Annotated in this window: 13 protein-coding genes; 12 read left to right on the forward strand and 1 reads right to left on the reverse strand. The window is 73.2% G+C overall.

Going from position 1 to position 14,303, the window contains the following annotated elements:
- The first annotated feature begins 158 nt into the window (after positions 1-158).
- The 4 genes from ACLQ20_RS13845 (at position 159) to ACLQ20_RS13860 (ending at position 5,561) form a co-directional block, all read left to right on the forward strand.
- Positions 159-1,784, forward strand: a complete 1,626-nt coding sequence (locus ACLQ20_RS13845) for a serine/threonine-protein kinase (protein ID WP_425855805.1) — start codon at positions 159-161, stop codon at positions 1,782-1,784.
- A 46-nt stretch (positions 1,785-1,830) separates the two neighbouring features.
- Positions 1,831-2,871, forward strand: a complete 1,041-nt coding sequence (locus ACLQ20_RS13850) for a hypothetical protein (RefSeq protein WP_425855807.1) — start codon at positions 1,831-1,833, stop codon at positions 2,869-2,871.
- A 52-nt stretch (positions 2,872-2,923) separates the two neighbouring features.
- Entirely contained in the window at positions 2,924-3,973 is a 1,050-nt protein-coding gene (locus ACLQ20_RS13855; RefSeq protein ID WP_425855809.1) for a mechanosensitive ion channel family protein, read from the forward strand.
- 193 nt (positions 3,974-4,166) lie between these two features.
- Entirely contained in the window at positions 4,167-5,561 is a 1,395-nt protein-coding gene (locus ACLQ20_RS13860; protein ID WP_425855812.1) for an MFS transporter, read from the forward strand.
- Between the two features lie 157 nt (positions 5,562-5,718).
- Here ACLQ20_RS13860 and ACLQ20_RS13865 read toward each other — a convergent pair whose 3' ends face one another.
- The gene (locus ACLQ20_RS13865; protein WP_225852054.1) at positions 5,719-6,480 is read right to left on the reverse strand and encodes a FadR/GntR family transcriptional regulator; all 762 of its coding nucleotides are present in this window, start codon (positions 6,478-6,480) and stop codon (positions 5,719-5,721) included.
- Between the two features lie 181 nt (positions 6,481-6,661).
- Between ACLQ20_RS13865 and ACLQ20_RS13870 the strand changes: the two genes are divergently transcribed.
- The 8 genes from ACLQ20_RS13870 to ACLQ20_RS13905 all read left to right on the forward strand — a co-directional run bounded on the left by ACLQ20_RS13870 (position 6,662) and on the right by ACLQ20_RS13905 (position 14,301).
- Positions 6,662-7,915, forward strand: a complete 1,254-nt coding sequence (locus ACLQ20_RS13870) for an ABC transporter substrate-binding protein (protein WP_151453657.1) — start codon at positions 6,662-6,664, stop codon at positions 7,913-7,915.
- 77 nt (positions 7,916-7,992) lie between these two features.
- Complete coding sequence (locus tag ACLQ20_RS13875; RefSeq protein ID WP_207914545.1) at positions 7,993-8,943, forward strand: carbohydrate ABC transporter permease; 951 nt, start codon at positions 7,993-7,995, stop codon at positions 8,941-8,943.
- Positions 8,940-9,755: a carbohydrate ABC transporter permease gene (locus ACLQ20_RS13880; RefSeq protein ID WP_327028447.1), complete on the forward strand. Its 816-nt coding sequence runs from the start codon at positions 8,940-8,942 to the stop codon at positions 9,753-9,755. Before ACLQ20_RS13875 ends, ACLQ20_RS13880 begins: the two co-directional genes overlap by 4 nt.
- Before the next feature lie 7 nt (positions 9,756-9,762).
- Entirely contained in the window at positions 9,763-10,911 is a 1,149-nt protein-coding gene (gene dgoD / locus ACLQ20_RS13885) for a galactonate dehydratase (RefSeq protein WP_151453637.1), read from the forward strand.
- Positions 10,912-10,915: 4 nt separating this feature from the next.
- Positions 10,916-11,554, forward strand: coding sequence for a bifunctional 4-hydroxy-2-oxoglutarate aldolase/2-dehydro-3-deoxy-phosphogluconate aldolase (locus tag ACLQ20_RS13890; protein ID WP_425855815.1), 639 nt, complete (start codon positions 10,916-10,918; stop codon positions 11,552-11,554).
- Positions 11,551-12,504, forward strand: coding sequence for a sugar kinase (locus ACLQ20_RS13895; RefSeq protein ID WP_151453639.1), 954 nt, complete (start codon positions 11,551-11,553; stop codon positions 12,502-12,504). The genes ACLQ20_RS13890 and ACLQ20_RS13895 overlap by 4 nt, the downstream gene beginning before the upstream one ends.
- Positions 12,501-13,766, forward strand: a complete 1,266-nt coding sequence (gene manD / locus ACLQ20_RS13900; protein ID WP_425855934.1) for a D-mannonate dehydratase ManD — start codon at positions 12,501-12,503, stop codon at positions 13,764-13,766. The genes ACLQ20_RS13895 and manD overlap by 4 nt, the downstream gene beginning before the upstream one ends.
- Entirely contained in the window at positions 13,756-14,301 is a 546-nt protein-coding gene (locus ACLQ20_RS13905) for a gluconokinase (RefSeq protein WP_151453640.1), read from the forward strand. Before manD ends, ACLQ20_RS13905 begins: the two co-directional genes overlap by 11 nt.
- Positions 14,302-14,303: the final 2 nt, after the last annotated feature.

Here is a 14,303-nt window from a genome sequence, read left to right on the forward strand (position 1 = left end):
TGACGTGTGTCCGTAACCGACCATGCCGCCACCCGCCGGGACGCCCCGGACGTCCGGGGGCCGGAAGCAGCCGTTGCGCCGATGGCCGCGCCGGCTCCCGCGACCACAATGGCGACCGGGGGGCGGCCCCACCGTCCCCGGAGCGGGGAGGTGGACGCGTGACCGGCTGGCAGGTCTCCGGCTACCGCCCGGTGCGGCAGCTCGGCGCCGGCGCGTCCGGCCGGGTGGACCTCGCCGTGCACGAGGCGACCGGCACCCCGGTGGCGATCAAGTACCTCACCGGCGGCATCGGTGACGACCCGGCGTTCCGTACCGCGTTCCGCGCCGAGGCCCGGCTGCTGGCCGGCATCGACGACCCGCACGTCTCCCGCCTCTACGAGTACGTCGAGTCGCCCGGCGGCGCGGCGATCGTCATGGAACTGGTCAACGGCGTGTCGCTGCGGCAGCTGCTGCGCGCGCACGGAGCGACGACGCCGGAGTCGGCGCTCTGCGTCCTCAAGGGCTCGCTGGCGGGGCTCGGCGCGGCGCACGCCCGGGGCGTCGTGCACCGCGACTACAAGCCGGAGAACGTCCTGGTCACGGCCGAGGGCGCCAGCAAACTGGCCGATTTCGGCATCGCCATGCCGGTGGGTGAGGGCTCCGGGGTCAGCGTCACCGGCACTCCCCGCTACATGGCCCCCGAGCAGTGGACGGGCGCTCCGGCGAGCCCGGCCTGCGACATCTACGCGGCCACCGCCACCTTCTACGAGTGCCTCACCGGCCGGCCGCCCTTCGACGGGCGGGACCTGCTCACCCTGCGTCAGCAGCACGCCCACGCGCCGATCCCCACCGAACCGGCCCCCGAGCCGGTGCACGAACTGCTGCGGCACGGCATGGCCAAGCAACCGGCCGAGCGGCCGCAACCCGCCCAGGTCTTCCTCGCCGTGCTGGAGCGGGTGGCGGCCGAGTCGTACGGGCGGCGGTGGGAGGAGCGTGGCCTGCGCGAGCTGGCCCGGCGGGCGGCCCTGCTCGCCGCCCTCCTGCCGTTCCCGGACGGCACCGGCGGGGCCACCAGCCTGGCCAGCACCGCGTTCGGCGAGGCGACGGACCGGTGGACGTGGCTGCGATCCGGCCGGGCCCGCGCGGCGCTGGTCGGCGGCGGGCTGGCGGCGGCGCTGCTGCTCGGCGGCGCCGGGTTCAGCTACGCCGGCCGCGACGAGCCGCTGCCCGCCGCCGGGACGCCCGCACCCGAGGCGCCGGCGGAGCCGACGGGTGCGCCCTCCGCGTCGGCCCCCGCGCCGAGCCCGACGGCCGGGACGACGCCCAGCCCGACCCCTTCCGTCGCACCGACGGCGACGACGGCCGCACCGGAGCCGGCCGGGACCGGCACGCCGACGACGTCGGCCCCCGCCCCGCCGACCGCGTCGGCCAGCGCCAGCGCCGCGCCGGCGGACACCGTCGCGCCCTCCGTCGGCCGGGTCGCGGCCAGCCCGGGCGAACTCGACCCCCGCGGCTGCCCGTACGGGCCGACGTCCAGCACGATCTCCGCGGTCGTCGCCGACGACAGTACGGCCACCGGGGACCTGAGGGTGAGCCTGCGGTACACGCTGGACGGCCGCACCACCGAGGTGCCCATGGCGTCGGGCGCACGCGGGGTGTTCCGGGGCGTCCTGGGCGAGCTGCCCCAACCGAAGACCAGCACCCGGATCCCGGTCCGGGTCGTCGCCGTGGACGAGGCCGGCAACGCCTCGCCCGAGGGCTCGCCGGTGTACGTGACGCTGCGCTCGTTCTGCACGCCGGGCTGAAGCCCGACACTTCGATGCCGACCACGACGACGGAGGGCGGGCCGCCGTGACCCAGCCGAACGACCCGACCGAGGCGCTGCCCGCCCGCCGTCAGCCGGACGACGGCGCGGCGACCGCCCGCCTCGGCGTCCACCAGCCGCAGCCACGGGCGGAGCCCACCGCGCACCTGCCTTCCCACGACGCGACCGGGAACCTGGCTGGTGGGCAGCCGACCGCGCGCCTTGCCTCCGATGAGGCGACCGTGCACCTGGCGGCGGGGGAGCCGACGACGCACCTGCCCTCGCGCGACGCGACCATGTACCTGGCGGGGACGGCACCATCCCCGGCTTCGGGTGAGGCGACCGTGCGCCTGGTGGCGGGGGAGCCCACGGCGTCCCTGGCCCACGGTGCGGCGACCGTGCGCCCGGAACCCGGTGAGGCGACGATGCCGCGGCACGCACCGGGCGGGGGGCCCGGGCCGTGGCCGGCGGCGCGGCACGCGCCGGGGGAGTGGACCGCCCGGGCGACGGCTACGGAGGTCGGGCACGTGGCCGGTGCCGGGCGTACCACCGGACCCGGTCCGGGGACGCCGCCCGGCGGGCCCGCCGCCCCGCCCGGCGGGGAGGTGCGGTTCGGGCCGGGCGTGCCGACGACCCCGCCGCCGGCACCCGCGTGGCCGGCGCCGCCGCGACGGCGGTCGCCGTGGCGGACGGTGGCCTCGGTGCTGTCGACCCTGCTGACCGTCGCGCTGCTCGTCGCTGTCGGCCTCCACCTCTGGCAGCGGATCAGCCCGCTCGAGGTGACCGGGGTGACGGTGGCGGTTCCGCAGCCGGCCGGCGACCGGTGCGACGTCACCGTCGACGTGGTCGCCACCGTGTCGACAAACGGCCGGGCGGGGGAGATCCGCTACCAGTGGCTGCGCACCGGCAGCGTGCCCGGCAGCCTGCTGACCGAGCGGGTCGGGCGCGGCCAGCGCACCGTCGAGTTGACGCTGCGCTGGGCCTTCAGCGGCGTGGGCAGCACGACCGAGACGGCCACGGTCAACATCACCTCACCGGCTCCGGTGCAGGCCCAGACCCCGGTGTCCTACGGCTGCCGGCGCCGGTGACCGGGCGTTTCCCCGGTCGCCGCCGGGGGTAGGTCGGGCCGGACGAACCCGGATGCCGTGTGGAGGAATTCCGATGAGAGACAACTTCGGCGACGCGGTGGGGGACGCCCTCCGGTCGGTGATGCTGTTCCTGCCCAAGGCCGTCGCCTTCGTGGCGATCCTGGTGGCCGGTTGGCTGATCGCCAAGGCCGTGCTGAAGATCGTGGACAAGGTGCTGGAGCGGGTGGGCTTCGACCGGGCCGTGGAACGCGGTGGGGTCCGCCGGGCCCTGGCCCGCTCCCGGTACGACGCCAGTGACATCGTCGCCAAGCTGGCCTACTACGGGGTGCTGCTGGTGACCCTCCAGCTGGCCTTCGGCATCTGGGGGCCGAATCCCATCTCCGACCTGATCGCGGGTGTGATCGCCTGGCTGCCCCGCGCCTTCGTCGCGATCGTCATCGTCGTGGTGGCCGCCGCCATCGCCAACGCGGTGAAGGACATCATCAGCGGCGCCCTCGGCGGGCTGTCGTACGGCCGGCTCCTGGCCACCATCGCCTCCGTGTTCATCCTCGGCCTGGGCGTCATCGCCGCGCTCAACCAGATCGGCGTGGCCACCGCGGTCACCACTCCGGTGCTGATCGCGGTGCTGGCCACCGTGGGTGGCATCCTCGTCGTCGGGGTGGGCGGCGGGCTGGTCCGTCCCATGCAGAGCCGCTGGGAGTCGTGGCTGAGCCGGGCCGAGCAGGAGTCGCGGCTGATCGCCACGCACGCGCGCGCCTACCAGGCCGGACGCCGCGACAGCGAGACCCACCTCGCCGCGGCGGCGACGCACGGCGGCGACCCGGACGCCACGCAGGTGGTCTCCGGCCCGCGCGTCGGCACCGACCCGGAGGCCACCCAGGTGGTTTCCGCCCCGCGCGTCGGGGCGGACCCGGACGCCACGCAGGTGGTCTCCGGTCCCCGCGTCGACACCGACCCGACCGTGCCCGTGCCGCGACAGGGCGACCCGGACGCCACCCGGGTCACCTCGGGCGGTGCCACCGTCCCGGCCCGCCCGGCCGGCGAGGACAGCGAGGCCACCATGGTGATCCCGCCGCTGGAGGGCGAGCAACGCCGCCGCTGACCACACCACCGGGGTGGGATCCACATCGGATCCCACCCCGGCGTGTGTCCGGCGAAGGGCGTGACGGCCCGGGCCGGCGCGGCTACCATCGCGGCATGACGTGGCGATGTTGATGCACTGCTAGGGGCCACTGCCGTGGGCCGCCGCGGTCGCCGTACGTCCGGCGTCCGCTTCGTCCTCACGGGAAGGTCCCATGACTGTCCACCCTCCGCGCGCGTCCGACGCGCGCGTCCGCCGGCTGGCGGCCACCCTCTACGGGTACGCGTTCCTCAGCGAACTCGTCCTGCTCTATCCGCTGTACGCGCTGCTGTTCAGCGACACCGGCCTGTCGGTGTGGCAGATCTCGTCGCTGTTCGTGATCTGGTCGGCCGCCAGCATCCTGCTGGAGGTGCCCTCCGGCGCGTTCGCCGACGCGGTCTCCCGGCGGCTGCTGCTCAGCCTCGCGCCGGTGGTCACCGCCGCCGGCTTCGCCCTCTGGGTGCTCGTGCCCTCGTACCCGGCCTTCGCCGTCGGGTTCGTGCTCTGGGGCGCTGGCGGGGCGCTCGCCTCGGGCGCGCTGGAGGCGTTGGTCTTCACCGAACTCGACCGCCTGGGCGCCGCCGGCCGCTACGCCCGCGTCATCGGCCGGGCGAAGACGGCCGGGACGATCGGCGTGCTCGCCTCGATCCTGCTGGCCGGCCCCGTGTTCGCCGTCGGAGGCTACCCGGCCGTCGGCGTGGCGAGCGTGCTCGCCTGCCTGCTCGCCGCCGCCGTCGCCACCCGCTTCCCCGAACACCGCCGACCCGAGACCGCCGCTGTCGACGCCGAGTCCGTCAGGGCCGACGCCGCGTCCGCTGATGTCGACGCCGCGCCTGTCCGGGCCGACGCCGAGTCCGCCGATGTCGACGCCGCGCCCGCCCTCGTCTTGGGCGGCGGGGGGCCGGAGCGGACCGGGCACGACGGCGGGGCGGACGACGACGAGGACCTCGGCTGGTGGGCGAGCCTGCGCGCGGGGCTCGCCGAGGTCCGCGCCGACCGGAGCGTGCGCGCGGCGGTGCTGCTGGTCGCGGTCGTCGCGGCGGTCTGGGGCGCCCTCGACGAGTACACCCCGCTGCTGGCCCGGGACACCGGCGTCGGCGAGGCGACCGTGCCGCTGCTGCTCCTGCTCACCTGGCTCGGGGTGGCCGTGGGCGGCCTGCTGGCCCCGGCGGGGGAGCGGCTGACCGCCCGGGGGTACGCCGGCCTGCTGGCGCTGTCGGCCCTGGCCCTGGTCGCGGGGGCGCTGTCCGCCCGGCCGGCCGGCTTCGCGCTGGTCGCGGCGGCGTTCTGCGGCTTCCAGCTCGCCACCGTGCTCGCCGACGCCCGGTTGCAGGCCCGGATCAGCGGGGGCAGCCGCGCCACCGTCACCTCGCTGGCCGGAATGGCCACCGACGTGACGGTCATCGCGGTCTACGGCGGCTACGGCCTGCTCGCCACCGGGGCCGGCAACGGGGTCGCGTTCGCGGTGGCCGCGGTGCCGTACCTGATCGTGGCGCTGCTGCTGGTGACCCGCGTGGGCCGCTCGGCCCGCCGCGGGCCGGCGCGGACGACCGCCGGGCACCCCGGCTGACCACGGCCCGGCGGCGGTCCGTGCGACCGCCGCCGGGCCCGCCGCCGTCAGTTGGAACGACCACCGGTGGCCGCCGAGGTCCCGGAGTCCGCGCCCGCGCAGGGCTGTCGGCGCCGAGCCGCCCGCGCCGGTACGCCGCCAGCCCGGCGGGTCGCGCTCAGGCGCCGGCAGTCTCGCCGGTCTGCTCCCAGATCGAGCTCATCTCGTCGAAGGCCTGCTCCATGAGCTGCACCATGGCCCGCCGGGCACGCTCGCCGTCGCGCCGCTGGATCGCCTGGGCCACCTCGGCGTGCAGTTGGAGGGCCTGCTCGTGCGGGTGGTGCGGCATCAGGTGGTGCTGGTGCCGGCCGGTGAGCACCTCCGCGATCAGGTCCTGCAACCGGACGAACATCTCGTTGCCGGAGGCGACCAGGATCCGGCGGTGGAATTCTATGTCGAGCTGGAGGAAGCGCTCCTCGTCCCCGGCCTTGCCGGCGGCCCACATCTTCGCCGCGAGCCCGACCAGGTCGCTCGCCTCGTCGTGGCCGACCCGGTTGGCGGCCAGCCAGGCGGCGTGCGGCTCGATGGCGGTCCGCAGCTCGGTGATCGAGCGTAGCTGGACGATGCGGCCGGCCGAGGCGAGCCGCCAGCGGATCACCTGCGGATCGAAGACGTTCCAGTCCTCCGACGGGCGGATCATGACCCCGACGCGGCGCCGGGTCTCGATGAACCCGATCGAGGCGAGCACCCGCAGCACCTCGCGGACGACCGAGCGGGACACGGCGTAGCGGTCGACCAGGTCGTCGATGTTGAGCACCGACCCCGGTGTCAGCTCGCCGTCACAGATGGCCGTGCCGAGGCGATCGAGGACGCGTGCGTGCAGGCCAGCCTCGACAGGGGCGAGCTGGGCGGCCACAGCCCCCGAGGAGGACGATTTCACGTCATGGAGCATATCAGTTGGGCCTACCCCTTGTATAAATCTGTTTTTTCGGCCTAGCATCCGGTTGTTAAGCGGATGTAAACCGCGAGGTGGCGGCCCACCCGTCAGGGCGGCGGCCACGGCCACGGCATAAGGAGAGATGGACGTGAGACGTCGATCAGTTATTGGGACTTCCCTGGCGATGGTCGTCGCCCTCGGCCTGTCCGCCTGCGGTGGCGGCGGGGACGACGCCGGCGGCTCGAACACCGTTCGCGTGACGCTGGTGAACCACGTCTGGACGGAGAACATCAAGAAGGCCCTGCCGGAGTTCGAGAAGCAGTCGGGCCTGAAGGTGGAGGTCACCCAGCTCGGTGAGGACCAGCTCTCCGACCAGTACAACGTCAAGCTGAACGCCGGGTCCACCGACCTGGACGTGATGATGTACCGGCCGCTGCAGGAGGGGAAGCTGTTCGCCAAGAACAAGTACCTCGCCGACCTGACGGAGAAGAGCAAGTCGGACAGCGCGTTCGAGATCGCCGACTTCCAGTCCGGACCGGTGCAGGCCACCACGTACGAGGACAAGGTGGTCGGCGTGCCGATCATCACCGAGCAGGAGGTCCTCTACTACCGCAAGGACCTGCTGGAGAAGTCCGGCTTCACCGCCCCGCCGAAGACCCTCGACGAGCTCAAGGCGCAGGCGGCGAAGGTCGAGGCGGACAACCCGGGCGTGGCGGGCTTCGTGTCCCGCACCGGCAAGGCCGCCGCCGTCACCCAGTTCTCCAGCTTCCTCTACAGCTTCGGCGGCGACTTCGTCGACGCCAGCGGCAAGGCCTCGATCAACACCGAGCAGGCCAAGCAGGCGTACGCCTACTACGGCGGGATGCTGCGTGAGCACGGCCCGGAGAACATCAGCACCGACATGAGCTGGTCCGAGGCGATGGCGATCTTCACCCAGGGCAAGGCGGCCTTCTACACCGAGGCCAACTCGCTCTACAAGAACGCCACCGACCCGGCCAAGTCGAAGGTCTCCGAGACCGTCGGGTTCGCGGCCTTCCCGGCCGGCCCGGCCGGCTCGAAGCCGTACAACATCCCGTCCTGGGCGCTCGGCGTCAACGAGGCGTCCAAGAACCAGGACAACGCCTGGAAGTTCATCCAGTGGGCGGCCGGCAAGGAGCAGGCGCTGGCGCAGCAGAAGGCCGGCGTGCCCAGCGCCCGTACCTCCGTCTGGGAGAACCCGGAGGGCGCGGCGACCTACCCGAAGGACCTCGCCGAGGCCACCACGGTCAGCACCGCCAACGGCGTGGGCCACGACCGGCCGCTGGTCGAGAAGGTCGCCCAGGCGCGGGAGATCGTCGGCCAGCCGATCGTCGACGCGATCACCGGCAAGGACGCGGCCGCCTCGGCGGACGCGGCCAACGAGGCGTTCCAGAAGTTCCTCGACGACGAGGCGAAGTAGCCCGAAGCGCAGGTGGCGGAGCCGACCGGCTCCGCCACCCCGCGTCGGGCCGCTGCCCTGACCCACCCGGAGACCTCATGTCAGCCGTCACCACACCAGTCAAAAGATCGCCCGAGGCGCGTCCGGCGTCCCCGGAGACCTCGGCCTGGTCGCGCTGGGCCAACGCGCACCGCAAGTGGCTCTTCGCGGCACCCGCCATGTTGTTCGTCGCCGTGCTGATCATCTTTCCGGTGGCGTGGACCGGGTACCTCAGCCTGACCGACGCCGAGGGCTCGGTCCGTGCCGAGAGCTCGTTCATCGGCTTCCAGAACTACCTCGACGTGCTCGGCGACACCGACCGGTTCTGGCCGGCCGTGTGGCGCACCGCCCTCTTCACCGGCGTCGTGCTCTTCTTCGAGGTCGTCCTCGGCATGGCCATCGCCCTGCTGCTGTGGCGGCCGTTCCGCGGTGAGAAGTGGGTCCGGGTCGCGATCCTCCTGCCGCTGGTGGCCACCCCGGTCGCGGTCGGCATGATGTGGCGGCTGATCTTCGACCCCAACATCGGCATGGCCAACCAGGTGCTCGGCTGGGTCGGCATCGATCCCCAGCCCTGGCTCTCCGGGCAGAACTCGGCCCTGCCGACGACGATGTTCATCGACATCTGGCAGTGGACCCCGATGGTCGTGCTGATCCTGCTCGCCGGCCTGACGTCGCTGTCCGACGAGCCGCAGGAGGCGGCGCTGATCGACGGCGCCAGCACCTGGCAGCGGTTCCGGCACGTCACCCTGCCGCTGCTGATGCCCACCGTGATCGTCGCGATCCTGCTGCGCGGCATCGACGCCCTGAAGACCTTCGACATCCTCTACGCCACCAAGGGGCGCGGCGGCGGGTCGTTCCACGAGGTGGAGACCCTGAACGTGTACGCCTACGGGCTCAGCTTCGACTACAACGACTACGGCGTCTCATCGACCGTCCTCATCATCTTCTTCCTGATCATCATCGGGGTGATGTGGGCCCTGACCTACCGCAAGAAGGGGCTGGACCGATGAAGCTGCGCAGGCCGTACAAGATCTTCCGCACGGTGGCCCTCGTCCTCGTCGTGCTGGCGCTGATCGCGCCGCTGGTGTGGATGGTCGCCGCGTCGTTGAAGACGAACGTCGACATCTACGACACCGACAAGGCCTTCGTCTTCTCCCCGACGATGGACAACTACTCCAACGTGCTCCAGCAGGCGAACTACATCCAGTTCATCGGCAACAGCCTCTGGGTGGCGCTCGCGGCCACCGTGCTGTCGCTGCTGCTCGGCGTGCCCGCCGCGTACTCGATGAGCCGCTTCAACATGAAGAAGTCCGCGCTCGTCGTGCTCATGGCGCGGGTCATCCCCGGCGTCTCGCTGCTGGTGCCCTGGTACTACGTCTTCTCGAACCTGCAGATGGTCGGCGGGTTCACCGTGCTGATCCTCAGCCACATGTTCGTGTCGCTGCCGTTGATCGTCTACATCATGATGGGCTACTTCGACGGCCTGCCGACCGAGCTCGAGGAGGCGGCGCTCGTCGACGGGCTCACCCACATCGGCGCGTTCCGGCGGATCACCCTGCCGCTGTCGGTGCCCGGCATCGCCACCGCCGGCATCCTGTCGTTCATCTTCTCCTGGAACAACTTCATGTTCGCCCTCGTGCTGTCCGGGGCCGACACCAAGACGCTCCCGGTGGCGATCTTCGACTTCGTCGGCTACGCCAGCATCGACTGGGGCGGCCTGATGGCGGCGGCCACGGTGGTCACCCTGCCGATCATGCTGATCGCCCTGTTCGTGCAGAAGTACGTCGTCTCCGGCCTCACCGCCGGCGCCACGAAGGGCTGAGGACGCCATGACCACGATCGAACGGGTGGAGACCTTCCTCGTCGCGCCGCGCTGGCTGTTCGTCCGGGTCGAGACGTCCTCCGGGATCGTCGGCTGGGGCGAGGCGACCTGCGAGGGCCGGTCCGAGACCGTCCGCACCGCCGTCGAGCAGCTCAGCGAGATGCTGGTCGGCCGGGACGCGCTGCGCATCGAGGACCACTGGCAGGTCATGACCAAGGGCTCGTTCTACCGGGGCGGGCCGATCCTGGCCAGCGCCGTGGCCGGGCTCGACCAGGCGCTGTGGGACATCGCCGGCAAGCACTTCGGCGCGCCGGTGCACCAGCTGCTCGGCGGCCCGGTCCGGGACCGGATCCGGGTCTACGGCTGGGTCGGCGGCGACGAGCCGAGCGAGGTACGCGACCAGATCGCCGCCGCCGTCGCCACCGGCCTGACCGCGGTGAAGATGAACGCCTCCGGCCGGATGAGCAGCGTGGCGTCCGTCGCCGAGATCGACGGCGTGGTGCAGCGGGTGGCCGCCGCCCGCGAGGTGCTCGGCGACGAGCGGGACGTGGCGGTCGACTTCCACGGCCGGTTCACCCTCGCCACCGCCCGCCGGGTCGCCCCGCTGCTCGAGCCGTACCGGCCGTTCTTCCTGGAGGAGCCGGTGGTGCCGGAGAACTCGCACCTCATCGGCGAGTTCGTCCGTTCCACCACCACGCCGGTGTCGACGGGGGAGCGGCTCTACAACCGGCAGGAGTTCCTGCCGGTGCTCCAGGCCGGCATCGCGGTCGCCCAGCCGGACCTCTCGCACGCCGGCGGCATCACCGAGGTGCGCAAGATCGCCGCGCTGGCCGAGGTGTACGACGTGCAGCTCGCCCCGCACTGCCCGCTCGGGCCGATCGCGCTCGCCGCCTGCCTCCAGGTCGGCTTCGCCACGCCGAACTACCTGATCCAGGAACAGAGCATCGGCATCCACTACAACCTCGGCGCCGAGGTGCTCGACTACTGCCTCGACAAGACCCCGCTGACGTTCGTCGACGGGTACGTCGAGCGGCTCACGGCACCCGGCCTCGGCATCGAGATCGACGAGCACGCCGTACGGGCGGCGGACAAGCGCGGACACGCGTGGCGCAGCCCCACGTGGCGGCACCGCGACGGCTCCTACGCGGAATGGTGATCACATGACCGTCAACCTGACCGCCGAACTGACCGCGGCGCGCATCCTCGCGATCATCCGCGGCACCGACACCGCCGCCGCGATCGCCGCCGGCACCGCGCTGCTCCAGGAGGGCGTACGCGTCGTCGAGGTGGCCCTGACCACGCCGGACGCCCTCGGGGCGATCGAGGCGCTGCGCGCGGCGGCCCCCGCCGGGTCGCTGGTCGGGGCCGGCACGGTGCTCACCACCGCCGACGTCGCCGACGTGGCCGCCGCCGGCGCGCAGTTCGTGGTGACGCCGGCCGTGGTCGAGTCGATCGCCGAGGCGGCGCGCCGCGGCCTCCCGGTGGCCGCCGGGGCGCTCACCCCGACCGAGGCCTACACCGCGGTGCGGATGGGGGCGTCGGCGGTCAAGCTCTTCCCGGCGTCGGTCGGCGGCCCGGCGTACCTCAGGGCGGTGCGCGACCCCTTCCCGGACATCCCGTTCGTCGCGGTCGGCGGCGTCGGCCGCGACGACGTGCCCGGCTACTTCCGGGCCGGCGCGATCGCGGTCGGCCTCGGCGGCCCCCTGGTCGGCGACGCCGCCTCCGGCGGCGACCTGGACGCCCTGCGGGCGCGGGCGAGTAGCTACCTCGCCGCCGTGCGGGAGTCGACGCAGTCATGACCGCACCCGACCTGCTCACCGTCGGCGAGGCTCTGGTGTCGCTGCGCTCGGCCGGCCCGCTCGCCGCCGGAGGGCCGCTGACCATGCACCTGGCCGGCGCCGAGTCCAACGTGGCCGTCGCGGTGGCCCGGCTGGGCCACCGGGCCGCGTGGGTCGGCCGGGTCGGCGCCGACGAGTTCGGTGAGTACGTGCTGCGCCAGCTGCGCGCCGAGGGCGTCGCCGTCGACGGCGTGACCCGCGACCCGGACCGGCCGACCGGCCTGATGTTCCTGGAGCGGCGCACCGCCGACCTGACCCGGGTGCAGTACCACCGGGCCGGATCGGCCGGCTCCGCCCTCGGCGTCGACGACCTGCGGGCGCCGCTGGCCGCCGGCGCGCGGATGCTGCACCTGAGCGGCATCACCCCGGCGCTGTCCGACACCGCCCGCGCGGCCACCCGGTGGGCGGCCGAGGCAGCCGTCGCCGCCGGCATCCCGGTCTGCCTCGACGTCAACCACCGCGAACGCCTCTGGTCGCGCGACACCGCCCGCGAGGTGCTCACCCCGCTGGCCGGGTACGCCTCGACCGTCGTCGCCTCCGCCGACGAGCTGGACCTCGTCGGCGACCCCGGGGCCGACGAGTCCACCGTCGTGGCGGACCTGCTGCGCCGCGGCGTGGACACGGTCCTGGTCAAGCTGGGCTCCGACGGCGCCCGCGCGCACACCCGCGACGGGGTCCGGCAGGCCGAGGCGCTGACCGTGACCGCCGTCGATGCCGTCGGCGCCGGGGACGCGTTCACCGCAGGCTACCTGTCCGGCTGGTTCGACGGGCTCGACCTGGCCGGTCGGCTGCGCCGCGCGGCCACCCTCGGCGCCTTCGCGGTCTCCAGCCCCGGCGACTGGGAAGGGCTGCCGCGCCGCGCCGAACTGTCCCTCCTCGACGGCCACGAGGCCGGCGACGTCCTCCGCTGACCACCGAGCACCCCGAAGAAGAAAGGCACCCCGTGAAGATCGTCGCCGCTGACGTCATCGTCTCCAGCCCCGACCGCAACTTCGTCACCCTGAAGATCACCACGGAGGACGGCGTCACCGGCCTGGGCGACGGCACCCTCAACGGACGGGAACTCTCGGTCGCCTCGTACCTGCGCGACCACGTCGTCCCGCTGCTGATCGGCCGGGACGCGCACCGCATCGAGGACGCCTGGCAGTTCCTCTACCGCTCGGCGTACTGGCGTCGCGGGCCGGTCACCATGGCCGCCATCGCGGCGGTCGACGTGGCCCTGTGGGACATCAAGGCCAAGGCCGCCGGCATGCCGCTGTACCAACTGCTGGGCGGGGCGTCGCGCACCGGGATCATGGCCTACGGCCACGCCTCCGGCCGGGACCTGCCGGAGCTGTTCGACTCGATCCGCCGGCACCTCGACGAGGGCTACCGCTCGATCCGGGTGCAGACCTCGGTGCCGGGCATCAACGCCGTGTACGGGGTCGCCGCCCAGCCCAGCGCCGACGGCAAGCGGTACGACTACGAGCCGGCCCAGCGCATCCCGCTGCCGGCCGAGGAGGACTGGGACACCCGCTCCTACCTGCGCCACCTGCCCGGCGTGTTCGAGGCGGTCCGCAACGAGTTCGGCCCGGAGCTGCCGCTGCTGCACGACGGCCACCACCGGATGACCCCCATCCAGGCCGCCAAGCTGGGCAAGGCCCTCGAGCCGTACGACCTGTTCTGGCTGGAGGACTGCACCCCGGCGGAGAACCAGGAGGCGCTGCGGCTGGTCCGCCAGCACACCACCACGCCGCTGGCGATCGGCGAGGTCTTCAACACCGTCTGGGACTACCAGACGCTCATCCGCGAGCAGCTCATCGACTACGTCCGCTCCGCCGTCACCCACACCGGCGGCATCACGGCCATGCGCAAGCTGCTCGACTTCGCCGCCCAGTACCAGATCAAGTCCGGCATCCACGGCCCGACCGACATCTCGCCCGTCGGCATGGCCGCCGCCCTGCACCTGGACCTGGCCATCCACAACTTCGGCATCCAGGAGTACATGCGGCACGGGGCGCTCACCAACGAGGTGTTCCGGCAGTCGTTCACCTTCATCGACGGCTACCTGCACCCGGGGGAGCAGCCCGGGCTCGGCGTCGAACTGGACGAGGAGGCCGCCGCGAAGTTCCCGTACGTGCCGGCGTACCTGCCGTTCAACCGGCTCCAGGACGGCACCGTCCATGACTGGTGAGGGCGCGTCCCCGACGCGGCACGTGGTCGTGATGGGGGTGTCCGGCGCCGGCAAGACGACCGTGGCCCGGGGCATCGCCGCCCGTACCGGACTGGTCTTCGCCGAGGCCGACGAGTTCCACACGCCGGAGCACGTGGCGCAGATGCGCGCCGGCGTGCCGCTGGACGACGCCGCCCGACTGCCCTGGCTGCGCGAGCTGGCGGGCTGGATGGCCGCCCGCGCCGCCGAGGGCGTGTCGACGGTGCTGGCCTGCTCGGCGCTGCGGCGGTCCTACCGCGACACGCTGCGGCAGGGGCCGCCGAGCGTCGAGTTCGTCCACCTGGACGGCGCCGCCGAGGTGATCCGGGAGCGGATGGCCCGGCGTGCCGGGCACTTCATGCCGCCGAGCCTGCTGGAGTCGCAGCTGGCCACCCTGGAACAGCACCACCCCGACGAGTCGGTGCTGGTGCTCGACCTGTCGCTGACGCCTGACGAACTCGTCTCGGCGGCGGTCGACCGGCTCGGCCTGACGCACGGCGTCGCCGCCAACGGCTGAGC

Source organism: Micromonospora sp. DT46, assembly GCF_049841735.1.
GTDB classification, from domain to species: Bacteria; Actinomycetota; Actinomycetes; order Mycobacteriales; family Micromonosporaceae; genus Micromonospora; species Micromonospora reichwaldensis.